Below are 23935 nucleotides of genomic sequence, written 5' to 3'. Positions count from 1 at the left end.
TCTTTACCCTTTATAAAAAACAATTTTACGGGCTGGATGCAAATTGCGCATTGCAGGGTGCGCCGGACATGCTTTTATTACCTCTATTGCGACATTTTTACCATCCTACACACCACTAAGGGCTGACCTTTCAATATGCACAAAGAGCCAGAACCCGCATGGAAGCCACAGCCGCAACCTCAGGCAGCAGATAAACCCTCTGGCGTGCGCATGGCCCTGATAGGGCTAGCTACATGCGTTATCATGGCGGGAGCTGGTGTGCATTTTATGGGTGGAGGACATGGAAATACCTCTATCCCCGCAGCAGAAAACAATACCCAAGACCACGATAACAGCGCCAACCGGATGGGAATTCCCCTTACGCTCATTGCCTCGCAAAAAGCGGCTCAAACCTTGGCAAAATCGAATTACACGGATCAGGAGCAGGCAGATATTCTGGCCGGCATAAAACGGCGGGACATTCGCTTGGTGGCCATGCCTGTTTACGATGCCACAGGCGCTGGTGGCACCATTACCCTTATTTGCGGAGCATGGCACCAAACTGTGCATTTGTCCCCTACCCCGCAAACCGTCATTCTACCCATTACGATCAGCGGTAATGTTGATATCATACCAGCATCAGACCCTGGGCCTGCTGGCATTGGAAGCGGCGCCATTACGGTATTTGGCCCACAAACACTGCCGATTATGTATAAAGGGGATACTTTGCCACTAACGGTGATTGCGCAATGAAGGGACTGTTACCCGCCCTAAACCGACTGATGCCGTTGATGATGGTCATCTTTCTGGTGCTTGCCAGCATACAGATTGCCCTCAGCCTGCATCTTTCCCTGCATTCCATTACGCATGTTTTGCAGTGGTGCGCTCCCGCGTGGCCAATTTTGGCCGCAAGTGGCATTATACTTACGGTAGCAGGGCTGCTGTTTGAAACACGCGCCGAAAAGCTAGCGCGCAAAGGGCTTTTACGCCGACGGGGATTCATCATGGACGTTCTTGCCAGACTGACCAACCGCGCCGCACTGGAAGAAATGATGGCGCGCGAGCAGCGTGAAACCACCATTGATGCGGAAGAACTGGCAGCCAACCTGCGGGCCCGCGTTATTGGGCAGGATCAGGTATGTGAGGATGTGGCTGTGCAGTTGCGCCGCCGCCTTGCCTTGCAGGTGCGCGGCAAACCAGTCGGCATTTTTCTGCTGGCAGGCCCCCCGGGCACAGGCAAAACCTATCTGGCCAAGCAGCTTGCCCGCCAGCTTGAACGCCCCCTGCTGCATTTTGACATGACACAGATGAGCAGCCCCCATGCCGCAACCCAGTTGTTTGGCTCCCCCAAAGGTTATGTAGGTTCAGACACTTACGGGAAGCTGACTGGCGGCCTGAAGGAAAAGCCCGATGCCGTTGTGCTGCTGGATGAAATTGAAAAAGCGCATCCAGATGTGTTCAAAAAATTCCTGACAGCCTGGAATGACGGACACATTACCGAAGCCTCTACCGGGCAGCAGATTTCTACCGTACGTGCCATTTTTGTGCTGACATCGAACATTGCCACGGATGCGCTCACAGAAATTGCAGACCGCCTGCATGATGACCCGGACCGTATGCGTGCCGAATCGGTAGAAGCCCTGCGTCAGGCCGGGTTTGCCCCGGAAGTTCTAAACCGGTTGGATCGGATTTTCGTATTCCGTCCGCTGCAAGGGCTGGATATTGCTCGCGTGGCCGCGCTGGAAATTGAAACCATGATTGAAAGCTACGGCCTGAAGGTAGAAACCGGCGGGATTGATGCCACCCTGCTGATGGATGTCATGCGCCGTCAGAGCCGCATGGGAGATGCAGCTTCTGCCCGCGATCTGGTGCGCTCCATTGAAGATATGATCAGCGAATCCCTGATTGTAGCCCGCCAGCAGGGCGCCAATATGGTGCGGCTGGTAAAGGAAGATGATGGCGCTGTGGTTGCAAAAGTGGCGGATAACCGCACGGATGAAGGCGATGGCATTCACGCGCGCCTGATTCCATAAGCGGTCTCTTACTGTTTATTCTTCCGGCACAAGGCTGTTCTGCATGTCTGCTTTTACCCGATTGTGGCAACGCGCTCCTGTATGGCGTGTTGCGCTGTTTACCGCTGGCGCATGCAGTGTGTTTTCCGTGATGTTTCCAGCCCCTTGGCTGACATCACGCCTGCCAGCCTATGCAAAGCTTACCTCTAAAATCAGCCATATGCTGCCTAGCGGTGCATCCTCCGCCGATTCGTCGGAAGATGCCCTGCGGCCGGATGAAGACCGGCGCACCGTTTCCGCTCCCCCTATGGATGCACAATTTGAAGGCACATTACCCTTTGCGGGCCGCCAGCTCCCTTTACCCGCGGGCAAATGGCACCCGCTCCTGAATTATCAGGATGATGTTGCTCATGGAGAGATTCTGACATCCCTTTATGTGCGTTCTGAACAAGGCATTGTCACAGGCCTATTGGTTGCGCAGGCCACCACACAATCCTTACCCATTACGGATACGCAGTTGGTGCAGGATGAATGCCACAGCAACTTTAACTTTATGTCCGAAGCCTTGCCGCAGGATGGCACGCATACAGAATGCTGGATGACATCCCCCATCCGTGTGGTGAACAACGTTTTTCTAACATCCAATCCCGCATTACAGGCTTTGCTGGGAAGCCCGATGTTTATTCCCCCGGCGGTGCAACGCCTGACGGGTATGGGCTTTGATCTGCCCCCCGTTCTGGTGGATGCAGGGTGGAACCGGATTGAAAAAAGCAAATCCGGCCCCGGTGTGGATTTTATGAGTGTTCACATGCTGACAAGCCCGGCAGAAGCTGGCAGCAAAACCGTACCGGGTGCGCCAGAAAACTGGTCTCGCGCAGGTATGTCCGATTCCGCTGCTGTGTCAGACTTTGTCCGCCGCACCAATGCATGGCTGCGCGGATGGAGCCCTTATCTGCGCCAAGGGTTTGACAGCAAGCTTCCTGACACTGCGCTGCCCACAACTGTATCAGCAGATCCTGCGTTTCACGGTTAAGCAACCGTTAGAACGCTTTCTGTAAGGTATAGAAAACCGTTAAACAGCTTGGTGAAGTTTGCCTTCACGCAGAAGATCTGCAGAAACTTCAATCAGAAAGTCCAGAACCGTCCGCGTCCGCAAGGGGAGCGTGCGCGGACCGGTGTGCACGGCGTAAAACGGCAAAGATGGAATCTGCCAATCTGCAAACAGACGGGTGAGCCGACCGCTCGCAACAGCCTCACGCACCTGAAACTCTGGTAGCAGCCCTATGCCCAACCCAGATTCTACGGCATACAGCACTGCTTCACTGCTATTGGCACGGAAAACAGCAGAAGGCGCAATAACGCTTTCTTCGCCATCCCGCTCAAAGTTCCAGTCCAGCCTGCTAGAGCCATAATTATAGACGACTCCCGGATATTCCGGCAGATCACGTGGGTGCGTAGGTGTGCCGCAACGGTTCAGACAAGATGGCGCGGCCACCAACCATTTGCGCACAACACCCAATTTGCGGGCAATAAGAGACCCCTCGGCAATCTCTCCTACACGAACGGCCAGATCCAGCCCTTCTTCTACCAGATCACCAAACGCATCGCGCATAACCACTTCAATAGCCAGATCAGGGTGCCGTTCCAGCAATTCCCCTATCCGCCGTGTCAGACACAGACCGAAAGCCGTGGTAACCCCTAAACGGACCAAACCAGAAACAGAAGCTCGGCGGCGACCCAGCACTGTTTCTGCGGTTTCCAGAATTTCCAGCACTTCATAGGCATGTGGAAGCAGGCTTCTGCCATCTTCCGTCATGGTGAGGCTGCGTGTGGTGCGTGCAAACAGCGTTGTGCCGTAATGCGCCTCTAACAACGCAATATGGCGGGAAATTGTAGGCTGACTAACACCTGTCTCACGCGAGACGGCAGAAAACGAGCCTGTAGCCGCAACGCGAACAAAGCTGTGAAGCGCGGAAAGAAGATCCATTGAAGTCCAGCACTGTCCCTGCGAACACGCGCACATTACATTACAACCCCTTACCAGCAAGAAGTGTATCTAATGTTGCGCGTATTCCTGATTTATCGACAATTTTGGAACAAGCTGGCTGGTCGCACAACATCCGTCAGGCTCTGTTCCGCCATGTGACAGATGCACTTGCATTTGTCTCGCAAGACGGAACAGATATCCCAAACAGGTTTTACCGGCGCCGCATATGCGGCTGTGCCAGCTTTTTTTCTGCCATACGTGCCAAACGCACAAAAGGCAGCCCCAGCAGCAGATAAGCCGCACCAACCATCAACCCTGTTCCGAAATAATCGAAATAGGAAGAGGACAGGCGGATGTAAGTCTGGGTCAATTCTGTCAGCGTAATCACGCTGACCAGTGACGAATCTTTCAACAACGAGATAAAATCGTTTGTCATGACAGGCATAACCAGACGGAAAGCCTGTGGCACCACAACGTAACGCAGTGCCTGAGCGTGCGTCATATTCAGGGCCAATGCGGCTTCCATCTGCCCATGCGCAACGGATTGCAGGCCGGCCCGATAGTTTTCAGCCTCATATGCCGCGTAGTTCATACCCAAGCTGACAACACCGGCCAGGAAGGGCGTAAGACTGATACCAAATTCAGGCAGACCGTAGAAAATAAACAGAACCTGAATCAGCAATGGGGTGCCACGTACCACTTCCACATATGTAGTCGCCACCCACCGCAAAGGTGTAGGGCCATACAGACGCAGAAGCGCCAGAGCCAGACCAGCACCAACAGCCAGCACCATTGCGCATAGGGAAACCAGCAACGTCAGCCATGCAGCTTTTGCCAACTGCGGCAGAAAACCCATATAGCGTTCCAGCTTAACGCGCCAGCCGCCCTTACCTTCCAGCTCCGCCACATATGCGTTCCACGCCGCAGGTGTAACGTTTAAGGTGGTGTGATCATTGGTCAGCTGCGCCATTTCTGGCGTCCATAGGTCCCACCGCAGCAAAACGCGATGGAGTGTGCCATCATGCTGCATGGTTGCCAGTGCGGCATTTACTTTTGTGCGCAGAGCAACATTCTGCCCTTTAGCAAAAGCAATACCATATTCCACACGGCCAATGGGTTCACCCACCACCTGTAGGGCCGGGTTGGTATCACCGTAATATTTGGCAATGGGGCCATCAATCAGAATGGCATCCGTGCGCCCGTTTGCCAGATCCATAAACGCATCGGTTTCTTCATCATACGTCCGAAGCTGAACCTTGGCGTTCTCGGTAAGAATACGTTCAGCCTGCGTATCTTTAATGGTGCCAATGGCATGGCCGTTCAGGTCCGCAAGGGTTTTCAGTTGCGGGCCATTACGCCGCACCACAATGCGTTCTGATGTGATGTAGTACGGGTCTGAAAAATCAATGCCTTCAGCATGCTCATCTGTCATCTCGATGCCACAGATGACCATCTCATAAAGACCACGCTGCAAGCCGGGAATAAGGCCATCCCAGTCATTCTGCACGAACTGAAGCGGCGCACCCATGTGCTTGCCCAGTTCCTGCATCAGGTCATATTCAAACCCGGTCAGCTTGTCCTGATCTTTCAGATCATGAAACGTATAGGGCACATCCGATGAAGCATCCGCAGCCCAGCGGATCGGCTTTTCTTCCTGTGCGTGTGCCACATGCGCGCCAGCACCCAGCCAGCTTACGGCCAGCAGCATACAGACACAGCGCAGAAACAAACCCCAAAAGCGGGGCGGGCAATACTGTGCGTTCTGTTTCACAGAAGTGTCCTCAAAAAGCGGCGTGTCTGTTCATGAGCCGGGTTCACACACAGAACCTCCGGCGGGCCGGATTCAACAATATGGCCGCCATCCATGTAGACAATGGTATCCGATGCCACTTGGGCAAAGCGCATATCGTGGGTGACGATAATCTGCGTCATCCCTTCATCATCAAGGGTGCGCATGACCCCCAGCACTTCTTCCGCAACTATCGGATCAAGCGCTGATGTGGGTTCGTCATACAGCATAATTTCTGGCCGCATGGCCAAAGCACGTGCAATGGCCGCACGCTGTTGCTGCCCACCAGAAAGCGAAACAGGGTAACGCTGCGCAACGCGGGCCAACCCTACTTTTTCCAGCAGGGCCATGGCCTCGGCACGCTCAACTTCTCCGCCCTCACCCTTCACCACGCGGGGGGCCAGCAGAACGTTGTCCAGAACTGTAAGGTGAGGAAAAAGGTTAAAGCTCTGGAACACCATGCCCACATGAGTGCGCAAGCGATGTGCCATATGCTCATCAGCGCGACGCCAGACGGCATCTTTGCGCTCTATGGTCACCCCCATGGCGGTGATCTTGCCACTATCGGGAATTTCCAGAAAATTCAAACACCGTAAAAAAGTGGATTTTCCGCAACCGGATGGGCCGATAATAGAAACCAGCTCACCCTTTCGCACCTGCATGGATACACCACACAGGACATCCCCCTCGCCGAAACTTTTGTGCAGATGTTCCGCACTCAAAACGACTGGGTCTTCCACAGAAAACGCCGACCCGGTGCGTACCGGGTCGGCATCTTGACGTTCACCTTGAACGAATTGGTTCTCAGGCAGCTTTCGTCATCCCTCGCAAGACGTACTGAAGAATGCCACCATGCCTATAATACTCGACTTCGTCTAGGGTATCGACACGGCAAAGCAGTGGTACTTCCTGCGTGGAGCCGTCATTTCTTGTAATTGTCATAATTACATCCATGCGCGGCGAAAGTTTATCAACACCCTTGATGCTGATCACCTCATCACCCTTCAGACCAAGGGTCTTGCGGGTTGTACCATCCTTGAACACCAGCGGCAGAACGCCCATGCCCACAAGGTTGGAACGGTGAATACGCTCAAAGCTTTCAGCAATAACGGCCTTTACGCCCAGCAGCAGGGTGCCTTTTGCGGCCCAGTCACGGGAAGAACCCATGCCGTATTCCTTGCCACCAATCACCACCAGCGGGGTGTGTTCCTTTTTGTATTCCATGGCCACATCGTAAATGGCGCCTTCCTTCCCATCTGGGAAGTGCTTGGAATACCCACCTTCCGTACCTGGCAACATTTCGTTTTTGATACGGATATTGGCAAAAGTACCACGCACCATCACGCGGTCATTCCCACGACGGGAGCCGTAAGAGTTGAAGTCTTTCGGTTCAACCCCGTGTTCCATCAGGTAACGACCAGCCGGTGAGTCCTTCTTGATGGAACCAGCCGGAGAAATGTGGTCAGTTGTGATGTTGTCACCCAGCAGAGCCAGAATGCGCGCACCTTCAATATTGCCGGGAGCTTTGGGCTCAACGTCCATATGCTTGAAGTACGGCGGATCCTGCACGTAGGTGGACTTCGGATCCCACTTATAGGTTTCAGAACCCGTAGCAACCTTCAGGCCCTGCCATTCCTTCGTGCCCTTGGACACGTTCTTGTAACGGTTGATAAACTCGTCACGGCTGATGGCAGAAGCAATAAGATCTGCAATTTCCTTATTGGTGGGCCAGATATCCTTCAGGTAAACCGGCTTGCCATCCTTGGATGTGCCCAGCGGCTCCGTGGTGATATCCTTACGCATGGTGCCCAGCAGGGAATATGCAACCACCAGCGGCGGGCTTGCCAGATAGTTGGCCCGAACGTTGGGGGAAATACGGCCTTCAAAGTTACGATTGCCAGACAGGACAGAAACAGCAACCAGGTCGTTATTTTCAATCGCATCTACAATGTGGGAAGGTAGCGGGCCGGAGTTACCGATACAGGTGGTGCAACCATACCCAACGGTATTGAAGCCCATGGCATCCAGGTCTGTCGTCAGTCCTGAACGGTTCAGGTAATCTGTAACAACCTGAGACCCCGGAGCCAGAGAGGTTTTCACCCACGGCTTAGGCGTAAGGCCCAGAGCACGTGCCTTGCGGGCAACCAGACCAGCCGCAATCAGCACAGCCGGGTTGGATGTGTTGGTGCAGGAGGTAATGGCGGCAATAACAATATCGCCCTGCCCCAGATCATAGTTGGTTCCGGCAACCGGCACCTTTTTATCGGCATCGTTTGCGGCCACACCCAGAGAGCTGGTGAGTTCTTTTTCAAACGCAGTTTTAGCGCTTTTCAGCTCCACGCGGTCCTGCGGGCGCTTGGGGCCTGCCAGAGACGGCACAACCGTGCTGAGATCCAGTTCCAGAACATCTGTAAACACCGGTTCGGGTGTTTCATGCGTGCGGAACATGCCCTGTGCACGCAGGTATTCTTCAACCAGCTTGATACGATGTTCATCACGGCCGGTCTGACGCAGGAAATCCAGCGTAAGAGCATCAACCGGGAAGAACCCGCAAGTCGCACCATATTCCGGAGCCATGTTGGCAATGGTTGAACGGTCAGCAACTGGCAGATGGTCAAGTGCTGGGCCAAAGAATTCAACAAACTTGCCAACCACGCCTTTTTTACGCAGCATCTGGGTGACTGTCAGCACCAGATCGGTAGCAGTTGCGCCTTCTGGCAGCTTGCCTGTCAGCTTAAAGCCGATCACATCGGGGATCAGCATGGCAATGGGCTGGCCTAGCATTGCGGCTTCAGCCTCAATACCACCAACACCCCAGCCCAGAACGCCCAGACCGTTAATCATGGTGGTGTGGCTGTCTGTGCCATACAGGGAATCCGGGTAAACGTATTCCTTGCCACCAACATTAGCGGTCCATGCCACCTGGGCAATGTATTCCAGGTTCACCTGATGGCAGATGCCCGTATCAGGCGGCACAACAGAGAAGTTTTCAAAAGCTTCCTGGCCCCAGCGCAGGAAGGCATAACGTTCTGCGTTGCGCTCAAATTCCAGCGTAATGTTTTCCTGCAGCGCATCTTTTGTGCCTGCATAGTCCACCATCACGGAATGGTCGATCACAAGGTTGACCGGAACCATCGGGTTCACCTTCTGCGGGTCACCCTTCAGGCTCACAATCCCATCACGCATAGCTGCAAGATCCACCACACCCGGCACGCCGGTGAAGTCCTGCATCAGAATGCGTGAAGGCTTGAAAGGCACTTCCTTGCTGCTGCTGCCCTTTGGCAACCAGCCTGCAATGGCCTTGGCGTCTTCTACATTGTAGGAACGCCCATCTTCAAACCGCAGAATGTTTTCCAGAAGAACCTTCAGCGAAACCGGCAGGCGGCTTACGTCGCCAATGGTTTTTGCCGCTTCGGGAATGGAAAAATAATGGTAGGTCTTGCCGTCAACCTCAAGGGTGCGGCCTGTCTTTAGCGTATCGTGCCCAACCGTTTTCATAATCGCTCTCTCCCCGATCACAGCCGATGGCTGGTGATGCGTTCAGGACACCGTAAATATGCCATTCGGCGCCGAGTGCCTGCCTGATCTGCCGGGCAACCGGCTTGATATCCCGTTGGGCCTAGAACATACCGGCAGTTGGAAAAGGCACAAGCCAGGGAGCGACCACGAGAACGCGAGCACCCCGGCTTTTGCGGCCTTGCACGGTAACAATAAGGAGAAGTGTTATCGCCGACAGTCCTTTCCCTGCCGGGCAATCTGCCCCAACCGGGCCTGAAACTGGTGCATTTCCGGCACTTTATGCTGAGGATCTTTGTGTTTTCCGTGGGGAAAGACTGGTGCTGGATGGCGTCAGCTTTCAGATGGAAGCCGGAGCCGCCATGCTGTTGACCGGCCCCAACGGCGCCGGAAAGTCCACTTTGCTGCGCGTTCTGGCGGGCCTGCGCAAACCCGATTCCGGCCAACTGCTCTGGCATGGCGAATCGATTTTTACTGATCGCGCAGCCCATGCCAGCAAGGTGGCTTATCTGGGGCATCAGGATGCGCTTAAGCCGGGGCTAACCGTTATAGAAAACCTCGCCCTGTTCGCGCGTGCAGGCCAAGGCGATATGCACGCAGCCCTTGAAGCCATGGATTTGTTGCCCCTTGCCAATCTGCCAGCCCGCCTGCTTTCTGCTGGGCAGAAACGGCGCACGGCACTCGCCCGTGTTCTGCTGGCCAACGCACCTTTATGGCTGCTGGATGAACCCAGCCTTGGCCTGGATGCCAATGCCATTACCCTTTTAGGGCAAGCGCTTACGGCCCACAGGCAGCAAGGCGGGTTGGTTATTGCCACCACGCATGTGCCCCTGCCGCTAGAAAATGTGCAGCCTCTTACATTGCCGGGCGCGGGCGATTCGTCCGCTTCTCCCTTTTACCAGCAGGAAGATGACGCATGATCGGGCTGTTCTGGGCCATTGTTGGGCGTGACCTCCGCCTTGCCCTCCGGCATGGGGCAGACACAATGGGGGCCATCCTTTTCTTTATTGTCACGGCCACCCTGTTCCCGCTTGCGCTTGGCCCATCCCCTGAATTGCTGCGCCATATGGCGCCGGGCATTATCTGGGTCTGCGCCTTACTGGCAGCTCTACTCCCGCTAGATCGGCTATTTGGTGCGGAGCTTGAAGATGGATCTCTGGACCAACTTCTGCTTTTGGGCGTTCCGGCTTCTCTTGTAGCCTTGGCTAAAATAACCGCGCATTGGCTCACCACCGGCATCCCCTTGCTTCTGGCGGCTGTTCCACTGGCAACCATGTTGGGCCTGCCTGCCTCTGCCCTGCCTGTGCTTTTGACCGGGCTTTTCCTTGGGTCTGTTGTGCTGTCCCTTATTGGGGGAATGGGTGCATCTATCGTGCTGGGCGCACGACGCGGCGGGGTCCTCTTGCCGCTGCTCACGCTGCCGCTTGCAACTCCTGCACTGATTTTTGGGGCAGCGGCGATTGATGCCGCATCCACTGGCCTGCCATGGCAGCCGGATTTAGAACTTCTGGCAGCATTTGTTGCTGGCGCCTTACCACTCTGCCCTCTGGCAGCCGGTGCAGGCCTGAGAGCCGCGGCAGAATAAACCTAGAGATTTATACACCTGCTGTTATGGCCCATTCAGGGGCCATAACAGCAGCATGTTTGGCAAAATTACTTAGATGTATTGCCAGATGCAGCCTGCTGATGGCTTACAGCCTGAATATCAACAGAGGCATAGCGCACTGAATTTTCTGCATCACGCAGCGCTTCGCTGGCTTTGTACGGATCATTTTTAATAAAGTCAGCAGCACGATTTACATCCTGCCGTGTCTGTTCCAACGGCACTGCAGCAATCACGTAATCTGCATCTACGCCAGAAACTTTCAGCACTTCAGAAGCACGGTCCGGGTCACCTGCGCGCAGGTGGCGGTTTGCCGCAGCAACAGCAGCGCTTTTTTCTGTTGTGGGTTCAACTGTTTCATCCAGAACCAGTTCGCCATCAATCGGCAACCAAGCTACTGGCGTAGTGCTGCCCGTACCTTTTTTAGCTGTCTGAGCCTGCTTGGTTTTTACTGGCATCAGTTCAGCTTCTGCCTTCTGGAAAGCTGTGTTGTCTGCCCGTGCCCGATCCAGCGCCTGCTGTGCGCTTGTAATCAGGGTTTTAGCCCCTTTGAGATCACCATCAAAAATGGCGCGGCGTGCCAGCATCAGTTCTTCAAACGCTGTGTTACCATCGTCTGAAAGGCGGCCGAAGTCCTGCGTTGCTGCAGCAGTTGCAGCATTTGTTGCAGGCACAGCGGCCGTAGATGCTGCCTGCTGTTGTGCCCATGCTGGCGCAACAGCCGTTGTTGCTGCCAGTAGAGCCCCCAACAGCATACCCGTTTTTTTCATGATTTCTCCCTTTCCGAACGCCATCCATAATGGCCTTGTTTGCGTTCTGATTGTTAAGCGAGAAAGCACGAAAGCAAAGACAGGCAAACACAAGGCTGGCCTGCCCTCACATCGGATCAGATATAATGCTCGGTTAAGGGTGCAAAACCATTGAACCCCGTTGCACAGTAAGTGGAGACATAAGCACCCGCCCCCAGCAGATCGACCTGCTCTCCTGCGGCCAGGTCCAACGGCAGTTCGTAGTGCGTTTTCTCATACATGATATCCGCACCATCACAGGTTGGCCCGGCCAATGCCACACGCCCTGTGGGAGACCCATCACGGCTGGTACGAATCGCGTAGCGAATGGACTCGTTTTCTGTTTCCGCCAAGCCACCAAACCGCCCGATATCCAGATACACCCAGCGCAGCCCATCCTTGCGCCCACGCGCACTGACAAGCACAACTTCCGAGCGCACCACGCCAGCTTCACCCACAATAAAGCGGCCGGGTTCCACCAACATTTCTGGCAACGCATTGCCAAAATGCTCTGTCATGGCGCGGAAAATGGCCGTGGTGAAATGATCAATCTCTGGCACGTCATCCCGGTAGCGGATAGGAAAACCGCCCCCCAGATTGACCATGCGCAAATCCAGACCAGCGGCGCTTAAGTCTGTAAACAGGGCAGCCGCACGGGCAATGGCAACCTCATAAGCTTCCGCAGAAAGCTGCTGGCTGCCCACATGGAAGGAGAGACCATACGGGTCCAGCCCCAGTTCTCTGGCGGCCAGCATCAGTTCCTTGGCGGATTCCACTGTGGTGCCAAACTTGTGGGAAAGCGGCCATTCCGCCCCGTAGTTATCTACCAGAAGGCGGCAGTAAACGCGGCTTCCCGGCGCATGAGCGGCCAGTTTTTCCAACTCTTCCCGGCAGTCAAAAACAAACATCCGCACACCGGCCTCATAAGCAGCACGGATAGCAGAAACCTTTTTGACCGTATTGCCAAAGGAAATGGCATCCGGGCTGGCACCTGCCTGCAAGCACAGGGAAACTTCTTCCCACGAAGCGGCATCAAAGCAGGAGCCAAGTTCAACCAGCCGCCGCAGAATAGGCTGCGCCGGGTTGGCTTTAACGGCATAGTAAATACGAGCCTGCGGCAAAGCTTTGCCCAAAGCATGATAGCGGTCTGCCACTGCATCCACATCAAGAACAAGGCAAGGCGTTGCCGGCTTTTGCTCGGCGATAAAACGGGTGATTTTGGGATTCATATCCCCACTCCCCCAGATCAGGCTCCCCCGCCTGAACAGCGCGGAGAAGGACGTTGCGAAACGGTCTAACGGACCAGCGACCAAAGGCAGATGCACGAAACATCCCGATTGCCAGAACGCTTGACGTCGTTGCGTAACCTCAGAGGGCCAGTGGCACGTGCGTTGCTGCGTAGGGGCGTGCATATGAGGCCAAAGCGCAACAAGTGCAAGTCAAAAACACGCAAAAAATAAAAAAACATGGCACTTGGCCATTATGCCCGATAAGACAAGGCAAGCTTTATACACGGCATTTATGTCGTTTTTGGCAAACGCATGCAGTGTTAACTTTTTGTTCCTGCAAAAAAGTATGCCTCTTTACCTCACACCAGGTCGTTAGTGTTTGGTGTGCCGCTACAAGTTTATCGCTGGTGCCGCAGAAGGTACCTTTTACCTTAACGAAGGACGCTCCAATCCCGATGCAGGTTATCTGTCAGCCCGATACGCGCCCATCTGTGCACCCGGATTCCCCAACCCACACGATTCATGAAAATGTGCAGCCCAATTTTTCTCGCCCTTCTGAACTGGGGCGGAAAGATTGGAAGATCATTTTACAGCGCACCGTCAAAAGCCTTATTTCCGGCCCCACTACGCTGGTTGCCGCGGGTTGCGCATTTTATACCACGCTCTCTCTGTTCCCCGCCATCAGCTCCCTGATCTCCATTTACGGGCTGGCTTTTGATGTGCAGACCGTGGCGCCACAGATGGAAGTCTTGCGCAGCCTGCTGCCACCCAATGCCTTCAATCTGCTGTATGATCGCGTGCAGACACTTGTAGCTGAGCCGCCATCCTCGCTCACATTCAACCTGATTATTTCGGTTAGTGTGGCATTGTGGTCTGCCTCTGCCGCAACGCGCTCTATTATTTCGGCCCTGAATATTGCGTATAATACACGGGAAAATCGTAATTTCTTTGTGTTCCAGATTACCGCCTTTGCCCTTACGCTCTCGGGCATTTTGGGGGCTGTGCTCACATTGGCGCTTATGGTGGCTATGCCCTTGCTGCTTAACCTGCCAGCATGGCTGCATATTCCCACCCCGCCCGGTTCCATTGAATTTATGGCCCGATGGAGCGGCCCGGTGGTGATGTTTACTTTCGAAACCCTAGCACTTTCTGCGCTATACAGATTTGGCCCCAATCGGCACATCGCTACCCAATGGCGTTGGGTTCTGCCCGGTGCCTTATGTTCCACATTAACGTGGATTGCGGCATCGCTCGGCTTTTCCTACTACGTGGCACACATTGCCAGTTACAGCGCCACCTATGGGCCATTAGGCGCGTTTATCGCCATCATGATGTGGTTTTTTGTAACCGCATGGGTTGTGCTGATGGGTGCCGAACTGAATGCTGAAATGGAAAGCTATGCCCGCGGCATTACACGGCAGCCTTTAGAAGTCTGACCTATCAGCCCCTCAAAACTCATTAAAAAAAGGGTGTTCCGATCGGAACACCCTTTTTTAATTCACAGCAATCTGCTTCTCGTAAAAATTGATTGCGCTATCTCTTAACGACGATGACGCGCCCTATGAAGGGCGCGACCCGTGTGCGGCGCCGTATTCTGCAAGGAAAGGGTATTATCCGCCAAACCACCATCATCTGGTGCAGAAGCCACTTCAACCGGAGCAGGCTCTACCCGCACATGGGCAATGCCGCTGTTCAACATCCCCAGTTCCGCGGCTGCGGCTTTGGACACATCAATAATGCGCCCACGGCTATAAGGCCCACGATCATTGATTGTGACCACCACAGAACGGCCTGTATCTTCTGAAACAACGCGGAGTTTACTACCTAGCGGAGCCGTAGGATGCGCGGCTGTCAGGCTACCCTTGTCAAACCGTTCACCCGAAGATGTGCGGCGGTTATGGAAACGCCCCCCATACCAACTGGCAACACCTTTCTGGAAAATGCGATGGGCCTGATTGGTATCAGAATCCGCGGTGGCGACTGTCTGTGCGCTACGCCCAGCCAAAGCACGGCGGACAGAATCTGCCCACGCTGTGCCGCCTTGCCCAGCCTCTGCTGCCTGAACAGCTGAAGCCGACAAAAGAGAAGACATAACAAACACACTTCCAAGAAGTGCCCGGCGCAGGGCTGACATCCGCCTGTTTACTCCATTTTCTGACATCGTTCTGTTCGCCAGAAGACCGTGTTCACACTGTAAAAGCAATCTTTTTCGACCTTCGAGTTGCAAATACAGATTTATAGTCACTTATGTTCAACACGCTTATCGTGACAAAAATATGGCCTTAAAGCGCGTAACTCCGCTGCATGCTTTTTTGCTAGAGTGCATTTTCCTGTCCCCCAGCCTGCCTCTTCTCTTGGATACGGGGCAGCATCGTGCTACGGCCCCTTCCTGTTATGGAAAGACCTCTTATTGCTGTGCTCAACGGCCCCAACCTGAATATGCTTGGCCAGCGCCAACCCGAAATATACGGGCGGGCAACGCTGGACGACGTGGAACAACTTTGCCTGCAAACAGCTGAGAAGCTGGGCCTGGCCATAGATTTCCGCCAGACCAACATTGAAGGTGAGCTGATTTCCTGGGTGCAGGACTGCCGCAAGCGGGCACAGGGCATCATCATCAACCCGGCGGGCTATACGCATACGTCTATCGCTTTGCTGGATGCCCTGCTGACAACAGACTTGCCTGTGATTGAGGTTCATATCTCCAACATTCACCGCCGCGAGCCATTCCGCCATCATTCCTATGTCTCTCGCGCCGCTACAGGCGTTATCTGTGGGCTAGGCGTGGCGGGGTATTCTCTGGCATTGCAGGCAATGACCGATCTTATTCTGAATGAGGATGACTGATGAGCGGATTGCTCGTGGATGCGGAGGCCATTCGGGCTCTGGCTGAAATTCTGGCCGAAACCGGCCTGACTGAAATTGAAGTATCGGAAAAGGACAGCCGCATTCGCGTTGCCCGCATGCCTGCCCCTGTGCAGGCTGTGGCCGCAGCGCCGCAGGCTGTTGCTGCTCCGGCACCGGCTCCCGCCGCAGCCCCGGCTGAAGCCGAAGCACCTGCCGCTCCGGCAGATCTTTCCCGCCACCCCGGTGCTGTCAACAGCCCAATGGTGGGTGTGGCTTACCTGACGCCAGATCCGTCCTCCCCTCCTTTTGCAAGCGAAGGCCAGATTGTAACCGCCGGCCAGACCCTGATGCTGATTGAAGCCATGAAAACCTTCAACCAGATCAAGGCCCCCAAAGGTGGTACGCTCAAGGCCCTGCTGGTGGCTTCGGGCGACCCGGTGGAATACGGCCAGCCGCTTGCTATTATTGAGTAATGTTTTCCAAGATCCTTATCGCCAACCGAGGCGAAATTGCCCTTCGTATCCTGCGCGCCTGCCGGGAGCTAGGGATCAAGACCGTAGCGGTACATTCCACTGCGGATGAAGACGCCATGCACGTTCGGCTGGCAGATGAAGCTGTTTGCATCGGGCCGCCAGCCTCGCGCGATTCCTACCTGAATGTGGCTGCGATTCTTTCTGCAGCCACCATTACAGGGGCGGAAGCCATTCACCCCGGCTATGGTTTTCTTTCAGAAAATGCTGATTTTGCCGAAACGGTAGAAGCACATGGTCTGACCTTTATCGGCCCAACGGCGGAACATATCCGCATGATGGGGGATAAGATTACCGCCAAAACCACCATGCAGATGCTGGGCGTGCCCTTGGTGCCCGGTTCTGATGGTGAACTGACAAGCCTGGAACAAGCCCGCGAAGTTGCTGACAAAGTCGGCTATCCGGTGCTGATCAAGGCTGCGGCTGGCGGTGGTGGCCGTGGCATGAAGGTGGCCCAAACGGCTGGCGATCTGGAAGACGCCTGGAAAATGGCCCGCGCCGAAGCACGCGCTGCTTTTGGCAACGATGCCGTTTATCTGGAAAAATACATGGATCGGCCGCGCCATATTGAACTCCAGATTCTGGGGGACAATTACGGCAACGTGGTTCATTTTGGCGAGCGCGACTGCTCTCTCCAGCGCCGTCACCAGAAACTTCTGGAAGAAGCTGGTTCTCCGGCCCTGACAGCAGAACAGCGTGATGCCATTGGGCAGACAGCCACGCAGGCTCTCTCTAAAATGGGCTATCGCAACGCGGGCACGCTGGAGTTTCTGTATCAGGATGGGCAATTCTGCTTCATCGAAATGAACACACGCCTTCAGGTGGAACATCCAGTGACCGAAATGGTCTGCGATGTAGACTTGGTGCGTGAGCAGATTCGCTTGGCCGCTGGTGAGAAGCTTGGTTATACGCAGAAAGATATTTCATTTTCTGGCCACGCCATTGAATGCCGTATCAATGCGGAAGATCCAGACAGCTTTACCCCCTGCCCCGGCACGGTTGCTGTTTACCACCCACCCGGTGGCTTGGGTGTGCGTGTAGATAGCGCCCTTTACACCGGCTACCGTGTGCCGCCTTTTTACGACAGCATGATTGCCAAGTTGATCGTGCATGCCCCCACGCGTGAGCAGGCCATTGCCCGCATGCAGCGCGCTTTAGATGAGTTTGTGGTGGAAGGTATTAAAACCGTTATTCCGCTGCATCGCCGTATTCTGGAAGATCCTGAGTTCCAGAAGGGTGATTACACCATTCATTGGCTGGAACAGTTTACAGCCAAACCGCACTAAACTGTGGTTCGGCTCTTTTCTGACAGCCATAAAAAACCCGGCACATCTTTCCAGATGTCGCCGGGTTTTTTATGCTCAGGAAGCAGAACAAGCCATTAGGCGTTGGGCATCACACCAACTGCTTCCTCTTCTTCCTCATCATAAGAACGAATGCGAGGATCCTGCCCAACACGCGGGCGGAACTCTCCGCGGCGCAGAGCAGTTTCAATATCTTCCAATGTTGCGCCAGCCGTTTCCGGCACACAGAAGTAAACAAACAACACCGAAGCAAGGTTAACCCCTGCATAAATCCACATGGTGCCACCCAGAGAGACTGTTTGCACCAGCGTCAGGGCTGTGGATGTTACCAGAAGGTCTGCCCCCCACAGCATGGCCGCATGTATGCTGGTTGCCGCAGCACGCATAGGCAGCGGGAACAGTTCAGCGCCCAACAGCCAGCCTACAACCTGAATACCGCCAGAGTTAAACAGCATGAACAGCAGCAGGAAGGCCACAATCAGCCAACTTCCTACACTGCCCTGAGCGGGGTGCATGGCAAACACAATGCCCAAGCCAATAAGGCTGACAACAGAACCCGGCCCCATAATCAGCACCAAGCGCCGACGGCCAATTTTATCTACAAACAGGCAGCCAAGCAGAGTCATGATGAGATAGACAAGCGCGATCCCTAAACTGGTCAGCAGCGCGGATGAATTTCCAAACCCAGCATCAGACAGAAAGGTAGGGGTATAGTAGATCATCATCTCCAACCCACCTGCCTGGGTGAAGAAAGCAATCCCTAATGCTGCTATCAGTGCAGGACGCACCCACGGCAGCATCAAGCCTTTCCAACCGCGTTCATCTTCATCCAGATTTACAACATTGGCATGGATCTCATTGATCTCACGCTGAATGACCTTGCGGGAAGAACGCACGCGCCCCAGTTGCTCCACAGCAGATTCCAGCCCTTCATTTTCAGCAGTCCAACGTGGGCTTTTGGGCAGGAAAAACATGCTGATGAAAACAAAGGCAGCAGGAATGGCGGCCACAGATATCATGGGGCGCCAACCCCATTTTTCACGCATGGTAAAGCCAACCAGGTTGGCCAGAAAAATGCCGATCCCAATAGCCACGTTAAACAGCGTTACCAGATTGCCGCGCTTACTGGCTGGAGCCAATTCCGAAATATATGTTGGAACCACCTGCGTGGCACCACCTACCGCACAGCCCAAAAACACGCGGGCAATAATCAGGCTGGTAAGATTAGGTGCGTAGGAACACGCTAATGCGCCAACAACAAAAACTGCGGTAACGACCATAACCGAAACACGGCGGCCAAAACGTTCTGACAGGTTGGCAATGCCCATGGCACCAATAACAGCACCCACCAGAATAGCTGATGTAACAATTTCCTCCTGACCAGAAGTCAGATGGAAATCTTTTGTAATAAGAAGAAGGGCGCCAGAAATAATACCGGTATCGTAGCCGTAAAGACCGCCGCAAATGGCAGAAACAAATGCTGCAATCCACAACACGTGCTTGGCATACGGAGAAATTTCGAGATTTTGTATAGCTTCTTGAGCTCGTTTCTTTTCAGATTTCATGTCGTGATTATGCCACAATCAGAAAATTATTGCATAGCTGACATAATTTTATTTATTATGTCACAAATAGGCTTTTATGCCTTACGCATTTTACCCTTACAAAACGCACGCATTCGTTTTTCGTTTCCCTTTGATTTTTCTTGACATAATCGCGCTTAAGGCTATCTGCTGTCTGATACCAAGGGGGGTTCCGGTAAGGAACTGAGAGGCCACTTTTTGCACGATTCTTTCGGGCACCGTGGCGACCCTGCCGCCAGAACATGATGTTTTGGTGGGGAACCTGATCCGGCTTATACCGGCGGAGGGACTGGTGCCTGAAAAGACAGTTATGTTCTTTCCGAACCTAGCCGCTCATACAAGCGGAGTCTTTTTCAGACCTGTCCTCCTCTCGGCAGAGGAGACGATAACGTCATGTCTTCAGTTGATTCCAAACAAAATGCGGCCCCTCCTACTGTAGGGGGCAACCCTAAACCCGCCAATACGGCTGCACCCGCTCCGGGGCATGTTACAACCGGTGCCATCCGTGGCTCATGCAAAGTTTATTCCAGCCCTGCCGATCGGCCGGACATGCGCGTGCCTTTCCGCGAAATCATGCTGGAACCTTCCGCAAATGAACCACCTGTGCGTGTGTATGATACGTCCGGCCCCTACACAGACAGCACTGTAGAAATTGACGTTAACAAAGGGCTGCCAAAAATTCGGGCATCGTGGTTGGCTGCACGCGGCTTTGAGCACATCAAACCACGCGACATTAAGCCAGAAGACAATGGTAATGCAGAAGGTAACTACCTTGTAGCACCCTGCCCTGCCCCACATACCGTGCTTAAAGGGCGAGAAGGCCAGCTTGTTACGCAGTATGAGTTCGCCAAGGCTGGCATTATTACTGACGAAATGATTTACGTGGCCCACCGCGAAAATCTGGGCCGCCAGAAAGCAGCAGATGATGCTGCCCAATGTCTGGAAGATGGTGAATCCTTTGGTGCCAGTATTCCAGAATTCATCACGCCTGAATTTGTTCGTCAGGAAATTGCCCGCGGGCGCGCCATTATTCCAGCAAACATCAACCACCCAGAGCTGGAACCCGTTATTATCGGGCGTAATTTTCTTGTAAAAATTAACGCCAATATCGGTAATTCCGCCATCACTTCATCTGCAGCAGAAGAAGTGGAAAAGCTTGTATGGTCCATCCGCTGGGGTGCGGATACCGTAATGGATCTTTCCACTGGCCGGAATATTCACAATATCCGTGACTGGATTTTACGAAACGCCCCCACACCTATCGGCACTGTGCCCCTGTATCAGGCACTGGAAAAAGTGGGCGGAGATGTCAGCAAACTGAGCTGGGAAGTGTTCCGTGATACTCTGATTGAACAGGCAGAACAGGGAGTGGACTACTTTACCATTCATGCCGGTGTACGGTTGCAGCATGTGCCACTCACAGCCAACCGCGTTACAGGTATTGTTTCACGCGGCGGTTCCATCATGGCAAGCTGGTGCCTGAATGGTCACCGTGAAAGCTTCCTATACGAACATTTTGAAGACATCTGCGACATCATGCGCGCCTATGATGTGTCCTTCTCTTTGGGCGATGGTCTGCGCCCCGGTAGCATTGCTGATGCGAATGACGCTGCACAGTTTGCCGAACTGGAAACCCTGGGTGAACTGACAGAGATTGCCTGGGCAAAAGGCTGCCAGGTCATGATTGAAGGGCCGGGCCATGTGCCCATGCACAAGATCAAGGCCAACATGGATAAGCAGCTAAAAGAATGTAAGGAGGCCCCCTTCTATACGCTTGGCCCGCTGACCACAGACATTGCACCAGGATACGACCACATTACATCTGCCATTGGTGCCGCCATGATCGGATGGTTTGGCACCTCCATGCTCTGCTACGTCACACCCAAGGAACATCTGGGCCTCCCAGACCGGAATGACGTGAAAACAGGCGTGATTACCTATCGCATTGCAGCGCATGCCGCTGACCTTGCAAAAGGTCACCCATCTGCAAAATACCGGGATGATGCCCTAAGCCGCGCACGCTTCTCCTTTAGGTGGGAAGATCAGTTCAACCTCTCTTTGGACCCTGATACAGCCTGCGCGTATCATGATGAAACCATGCCGCGTGAGGCCCATAAAAGTGCACATTTCTGCTCAATGTGCGGCCCCAAATTCTGTTCAATGCGTATCAGTCAGGATTTGAAAGAAGACGCCATACGCATTGCTGGCATGGAACAGAAAACCGAAGAGTTCCGGCAAGCTGGTGGCAAAGTTTATGTGCCAGCAGAGTAAGTTGCCAAATTGATACTAAAAAAGCCTCGGGCAAATATGTCCGGGGCTTTTTTATACCGCAAAAAATCACTGTTATTAGAAATAGTGTCTTAAATAAACTTTCGGCACACCTTCACTATTCAGGCACGAAAACACAATAACAGCGGCCCATACCACACAGGATGCCACGCAAAATGCCTTTGTCCATTTTGGCAGCTCATTGTCGCGCCCAGCCATAACTGGCCAGTAAATGGATTTGTGCCCAAACCACGCCAGAACACCAGCTACGGCCAGTGCGATAAGTTTGGGGGAAAGATATGCCCGATTGCCAATATGCACTGGATCATAAAAAAACAAAGCAAAGCCGGAGATCATAGCCAAAGCATAACTGATATGCAGTGGTTTCACCATAAACCGTGAAATACGCACCACTGTTGGCCGATCCAGATTTTGAATAACAGCAAGAATAAACAGAAATTCCAGACCGAAAAACGCTGCCATTGTAAGAATATGCACGATTCTTGCAAGGTAATGCACTGGCTGGAACCAGAAATGATAAGCCCGACTATCTAACGCCATAAGCAAGGAGTTGGGCAGGCGTAGGAACGCCAAGGGATGAGATGACATAAGCGTTAGGCTCGCGGGTTATCTGGTGTGATTGACTTTGACAATGATTCGCACTAATCCAAACGGCATGACTGATGGAGTATCATACAATGAAACTGCTTGTAGCAGCCATTCCTCTGTTAGCAGGTGCATGGATATGTTTCCCTCAGCAGGCCCATTCTCAAACAGTTTTTCAGCTTACTGTCAAAGATCATCATTTCGAGCCTGATCATATCACCGTTCCAGCTGGGGAGCGATTCATGATCGAACTCAATAATCAGGACACGACAACTGATGAGTTCGAAAGCTACGATATGAAATTTGAAAAAATTGTTGTTCCACAAGGAACAATCAAAGTTCATGCCGGGCCTCTACACCCTGGAACCTATACTTTTTTTGATGATTACCATCCAGACGAGGCCAAGGGTACCGTTACAGCAGAAGAAAAGAAGTAAATTATGCTTGGAAGCCTGATTATTGTCTTTCGCGAGGTTATGGAAGCCGGGTTGATTGTTGGCATCGTGCTTGCAGCCACGCGGGGCATTCCGGGGCGCGGATGGTGGGTTTCCGGCGGCATTGGGGCGGGTGTTGTTGGCGCAGCCATTGTGGCCATGTTTGCGGGGCAACTCTCTCAGGCTTTTTCTGGCAACGGGCAGGATATCTTTTCTGCTTCTATCCTATGCATCGCTGTTCTTATGCTTTCTTGGCATGTTATATGGATGGCAAGCCACGGTCGTGAGCTTGCTCAAGAAATGCGTAGTGTTGGTAAAGAAGTATCAGAAGGAAGCCGCTCCCTTTTCGCTTTAGCTACAGTTGTTGCCGTAGCTGTCTTGCGTGAAGGCATGGAGGTTGTGCTGTTCCTGTATGGTATTGCCGTATCCGCACATACCGGTTTTGTGCCCATGTTTACAGGCGGCCTACTTGGTGTTGTGGGCGGAGCTGCACTTTCATGGGCGCTTTATAGAGGCTTGATTATCATTCCTCTAAAACATCTTTTTGCAGTCACGAATGTTCTGGTCTCCTTTCTAGCTGCTGGCATGGCCAGTCAGGCCGCTGCCATCTTGGCGAATGATGATCTGATCCCCGCTCTGGGATACGATATCTGGGATACATCCTGGCTGCTGTCTGATGGTAGTATGCTTGGGCGTACGGCCAAAGTTCTGATTGGATACACAGACAGACCAATGGGCATTCAACTGCTTGTATGGGTGCTGACACTTGCCGGACTGATTGTGGTTGAACGCTTTGTTCGCACACGTCCTCAATCCAGCGCTTCATAATCTGTCACAGGTGTGCAGAAAATATCTGCCACTGTGCCTTACAAAAACTTGAGGTGCAGACACATGAAATCCTATCTTTCAATTCTTTCCGCAGCATCGGTTCTTACCCTTGCCATTGCGCTTCCCGCTGCCGCGCGTGAATACCCGGTGGGTGGCCCCGTACATGCACATGACATGGAAATAGCCGCAAACTACCTGCTTGATGTTGACATGATGCCCATGACATCAGACATGGCCATGGGCAAGGATACCATCCATCTGGAAACAGATGTGCATGCTACGGCAGATAACCAGTGGGGCTTTCCCGATGGTGCCTGGGTTCCCTACCTGAAGGTTGATTACACCCTTACCAAAAAGGGATCTGACTGGAAAAATCAGGGCACGCTGCACCCGATGACAGCAAAAGATGGCCCGCATTACGCCAATAACGTTAAAATGGATGGCCCCGGCAGCTATACAGTGGTGTTCAGCTATAGCTCACCAGAAGCCAATGGCTTCCTTCATCACACAGATAAAGAAACCGGCACACCCGGCTTTTGGCAGCCCTTTACGGAATCATTCACTTTCTCATATCCTGAGAAATAATAAGAAACTTCCAAAAGAGAGGGCTTTGCCCTCTCTTTTTAACACCC

Annotated in this window: 22 protein-coding genes; 13 read left to right on the top strand and 9 right to left on the bottom strand. The window is 53.4% G+C overall.

Going from position 1 to position 23935, the window contains the following annotated elements; all coding sequences use genetic code 11:
- The first annotated feature begins 135 nt into the window (after window positions 1-135).
- Genes QQM41_RS07095 through QQM41_RS07085 form a run of 3 tightly spaced genes read left to right on the top strand, consistent with a single transcriptional unit; the run spans window position 136 to window position 3024 of the window.
- Entirely contained in the window at window positions 136-732 is a 597-nt protein-coding gene (locus tag QQM41_RS07095; RefSeq protein ID WP_339076681.1) for a hypothetical protein, read from the top strand.
- Window positions 729-2012 carry an AAA family ATPase gene (locus QQM41_RS07090; protein WP_050818668.1) on the top strand — a complete coding sequence of 428 codons (1284 nt, stop codon included), beginning with the start codon at window positions 729-731 and terminating at the stop codon, window positions 2010-2012. Before QQM41_RS07095 ends, QQM41_RS07090 begins: the two co-directional genes overlap by 4 nt.
- Before the next feature lie 43 nt (window positions 2013-2055).
- Window positions 2056-3024, top strand: a complete 969-nt coding sequence (locus QQM41_RS07085; RefSeq protein ID WP_339076680.1) for a hypothetical protein — start codon at window positions 2056-2058, stop codon at window positions 3022-3024.
- 39 nt (window positions 3025-3063) lie between these two features.
- Here QQM41_RS07085 and QQM41_RS07080 read toward each other — a convergent pair whose 3' ends face one another.
- The 4 genes from QQM41_RS07080 to acnA form a co-directional block, all read right to left on the bottom strand.
- Window positions 3064-3978 (bottom strand): LysR family transcriptional regulator, encoded by a 915-nt coding sequence (locus QQM41_RS07080; protein WP_050818671.1) that lies wholly within the window; start codon window positions 3976-3978, stop codon window positions 3064-3066.
- 211 nt (window positions 3979-4189) lie between these two features.
- Window positions 4190-5749 carry an ABC transporter substrate-binding protein/permease gene (locus tag QQM41_RS07075; protein WP_128106095.1) on the bottom strand — a complete coding sequence of 520 codons (1560 nt, stop codon included), beginning with the start codon at window positions 5747-5749 and terminating at the stop codon, window positions 4190-4192.
- Complete coding sequence (locus QQM41_RS07070; RefSeq protein ID WP_128106096.1) at window positions 5746-6507, bottom strand: amino acid ABC transporter ATP-binding protein; 762 nt, start codon at window positions 6505-6507, stop codon at window positions 5746-5748. The genes QQM41_RS07075 and QQM41_RS07070 overlap by 4 nt, the downstream gene beginning before the upstream one ends.
- Before the next feature lie 64 nt (window positions 6508-6571).
- The gene (acnA, locus tag QQM41_RS07065; protein WP_050818674.1) at window positions 6572-9265 is read right to left on the bottom strand and encodes an aconitate hydratase AcnA; all 2694 of its coding nucleotides are present in this window, start codon (window positions 9263-9265) and stop codon (window positions 6572-6574) included.
- A gap of 191 nt (window positions 9266-9456) precedes the next feature.
- On the opposite strand from acnA, the gene ccmA reads away from it, so the two are divergent.
- Together ccmA and ccmB are read left to right on the top strand one after the other, a co-directional pair.
- Window positions 9457-10203, top strand: coding sequence for a heme ABC exporter ATP-binding protein CcmA (gene ccmA, locus QQM41_RS07060; RefSeq protein WP_080986713.1), 747 nt, complete (start codon window positions 9457-9459; stop codon window positions 10201-10203).
- Window positions 10200-10868, top strand: a complete 669-nt coding sequence (gene ccmB, locus QQM41_RS07055) for a heme exporter protein CcmB (protein ID WP_003624591.1) — start codon at window positions 10200-10202, stop codon at window positions 10866-10868. Before ccmA ends, ccmB begins: the two co-directional genes overlap by 4 nt.
- Window positions 10869-10936: 68 nt before the next feature.
- Here ccmB and QQM41_RS07050 read toward each other — a convergent pair whose 3' ends face one another.
- Together QQM41_RS07050 and QQM41_RS07045 are read right to left on the bottom strand one after the other, a co-directional pair.
- On the bottom strand, window positions 10937-11725 hold the full coding sequence (locus tag QQM41_RS07050; protein WP_196332625.1) for a YfdX family protein: 789 nt from the start codon (window positions 11723-11725) through the stop codon (window positions 10937-10939).
- A 47-nt stretch (window positions 11726-11772) separates the two neighbouring features.
- Window positions 11773-13086, bottom strand: a complete 1314-nt coding sequence (locus QQM41_RS07045) for a type III PLP-dependent enzyme (RefSeq protein WP_339076679.1) — start codon at window positions 13084-13086, stop codon at window positions 11773-11775.
- Window positions 13087-13358: 272 nt separating this feature from the next.
- On the opposite strand from QQM41_RS07045, the gene QQM41_RS07040 reads away from it, so the two are divergent.
- Window positions 13359-14339, top strand: a complete 981-nt coding sequence (locus tag QQM41_RS07040; protein WP_230844589.1) for a YihY/virulence factor BrkB family protein — start codon at window positions 13359-13361, stop codon at window positions 14337-14339.
- A gap of 104 nt (window positions 14340-14443) precedes the next feature.
- Here the strand turns inward: QQM41_RS07040 and QQM41_RS07035 are convergent, their stop codons facing one another.
- On the bottom strand, window positions 14444-15064 hold the full coding sequence (locus QQM41_RS07035) for a septal ring lytic transglycosylase RlpA family protein (RefSeq protein ID WP_408874558.1): 621 nt from the start codon (window positions 15062-15064) through the stop codon (window positions 14444-14446).
- Between the two features lie 233 nt (window positions 15065-15297).
- Between QQM41_RS07035 and aroQ the strand changes: the two genes are divergently transcribed.
- The 3 genes from aroQ to accC are packed head-to-tail and all read left to right on the top strand — an operon-like array spanning window position 15298 to window position 17566.
- Complete coding sequence (gene aroQ / locus QQM41_RS07030) at window positions 15298-15750, top strand: type II 3-dehydroquinate dehydratase (protein ID WP_003626846.1); 453 nt, start codon at window positions 15298-15300, stop codon at window positions 15748-15750.
- A complete protein-coding gene (gene accB / locus QQM41_RS07025) occupies window positions 15750-16223 on the top strand; it encodes an acetyl-CoA carboxylase biotin carboxyl carrier protein (RefSeq protein ID WP_339076678.1) in 474 nt (157 codons plus the stop codon). Before aroQ ends, accB begins: the two co-directional genes overlap by 1 nt.
- A complete protein-coding gene (gene accC, locus QQM41_RS07020; protein WP_339076677.1) occupies window positions 16223-17566 on the top strand; it encodes an acetyl-CoA carboxylase biotin carboxylase subunit in 1344 nt (447 codons plus the stop codon). Before accB ends, accC begins: the two co-directional genes overlap by 1 nt.
- Window positions 17567-17661: 95 nt before the next feature.
- Here accC and QQM41_RS07015 read toward each other — a convergent pair whose 3' ends face one another.
- A complete protein-coding gene (locus QQM41_RS07015; protein ID WP_050818684.1) occupies window positions 17662-19149 on the bottom strand; it encodes a sugar porter family MFS transporter in 1488 nt (495 codons plus the stop codon).
- 411 nt (window positions 19150-19560) lie between these two features.
- Here QQM41_RS07015 and thiC point away from each other — a divergent pair, with 411 nt between their 5' ends.
- The gene (gene thiC, locus QQM41_RS07010; protein WP_339076676.1) at window positions 19561-21438 is read left to right on the top strand and encodes a phosphomethylpyrimidine synthase ThiC; all 1878 of its coding nucleotides are present in this window, start codon (window positions 19561-19563) and stop codon (window positions 21436-21438) included.
- A gap of 75 nt (window positions 21439-21513) precedes the next feature.
- Here thiC and QQM41_RS07005 read toward each other — a convergent pair whose 3' ends face one another.
- Window positions 21514-22044 carry a hypothetical protein gene (locus QQM41_RS07005; protein WP_128106104.1) on the bottom strand — a complete coding sequence of 177 codons (531 nt, stop codon included), beginning with the start codon at window positions 22042-22044 and terminating at the stop codon, window positions 21514-21516.
- Window positions 22045-22118: 74 nt separating this feature from the next.
- Here QQM41_RS07005 and QQM41_RS07000 point away from each other — a divergent pair, with 74 nt between their 5' ends.
- Genes QQM41_RS07000 through QQM41_RS06990 form a run of 3 tightly spaced genes read left to right on the top strand, consistent with a single transcriptional unit; the run spans window position 22119 to window position 23888 of the window.
- Entirely contained in the window at window positions 22119-22478 is a 360-nt protein-coding gene (locus tag QQM41_RS07000) for a cupredoxin domain-containing protein (protein ID WP_014457553.1), read from the top strand.
- A 3-nt stretch (window positions 22479-22481) separates the two neighbouring features.
- The gene (locus QQM41_RS06995; protein WP_087651604.1) at window positions 22482-23303 is read left to right on the top strand and encodes an FTR1 family protein; all 822 of its coding nucleotides are present in this window, start codon (window positions 22482-22484) and stop codon (window positions 23301-23303) included.
- Window positions 23304-23336: 33 nt separating this feature from the next.
- The gene (locus QQM41_RS06990; RefSeq protein ID WP_196332591.1) at window positions 23337-23888 is read left to right on the top strand and encodes an iron transporter; all 552 of its coding nucleotides are present in this window, start codon (window positions 23337-23339) and stop codon (window positions 23886-23888) included.
- Window positions 23889-23935 lie beyond the last annotated feature (47 nt).

Source organism: Acetobacter sp. AC2005 (assembly GCF_037901235.1).
Taxonomy (GTDB): Bacteria; Pseudomonadota; Alphaproteobacteria; order Acetobacterales; family Acetobacteraceae; genus Acetobacter; species Acetobacter oryzoeni.
Note: the sequence above shows the minus strand (reverse complement) of the source record. Positions and strands in the feature narration are given on the sequence as shown.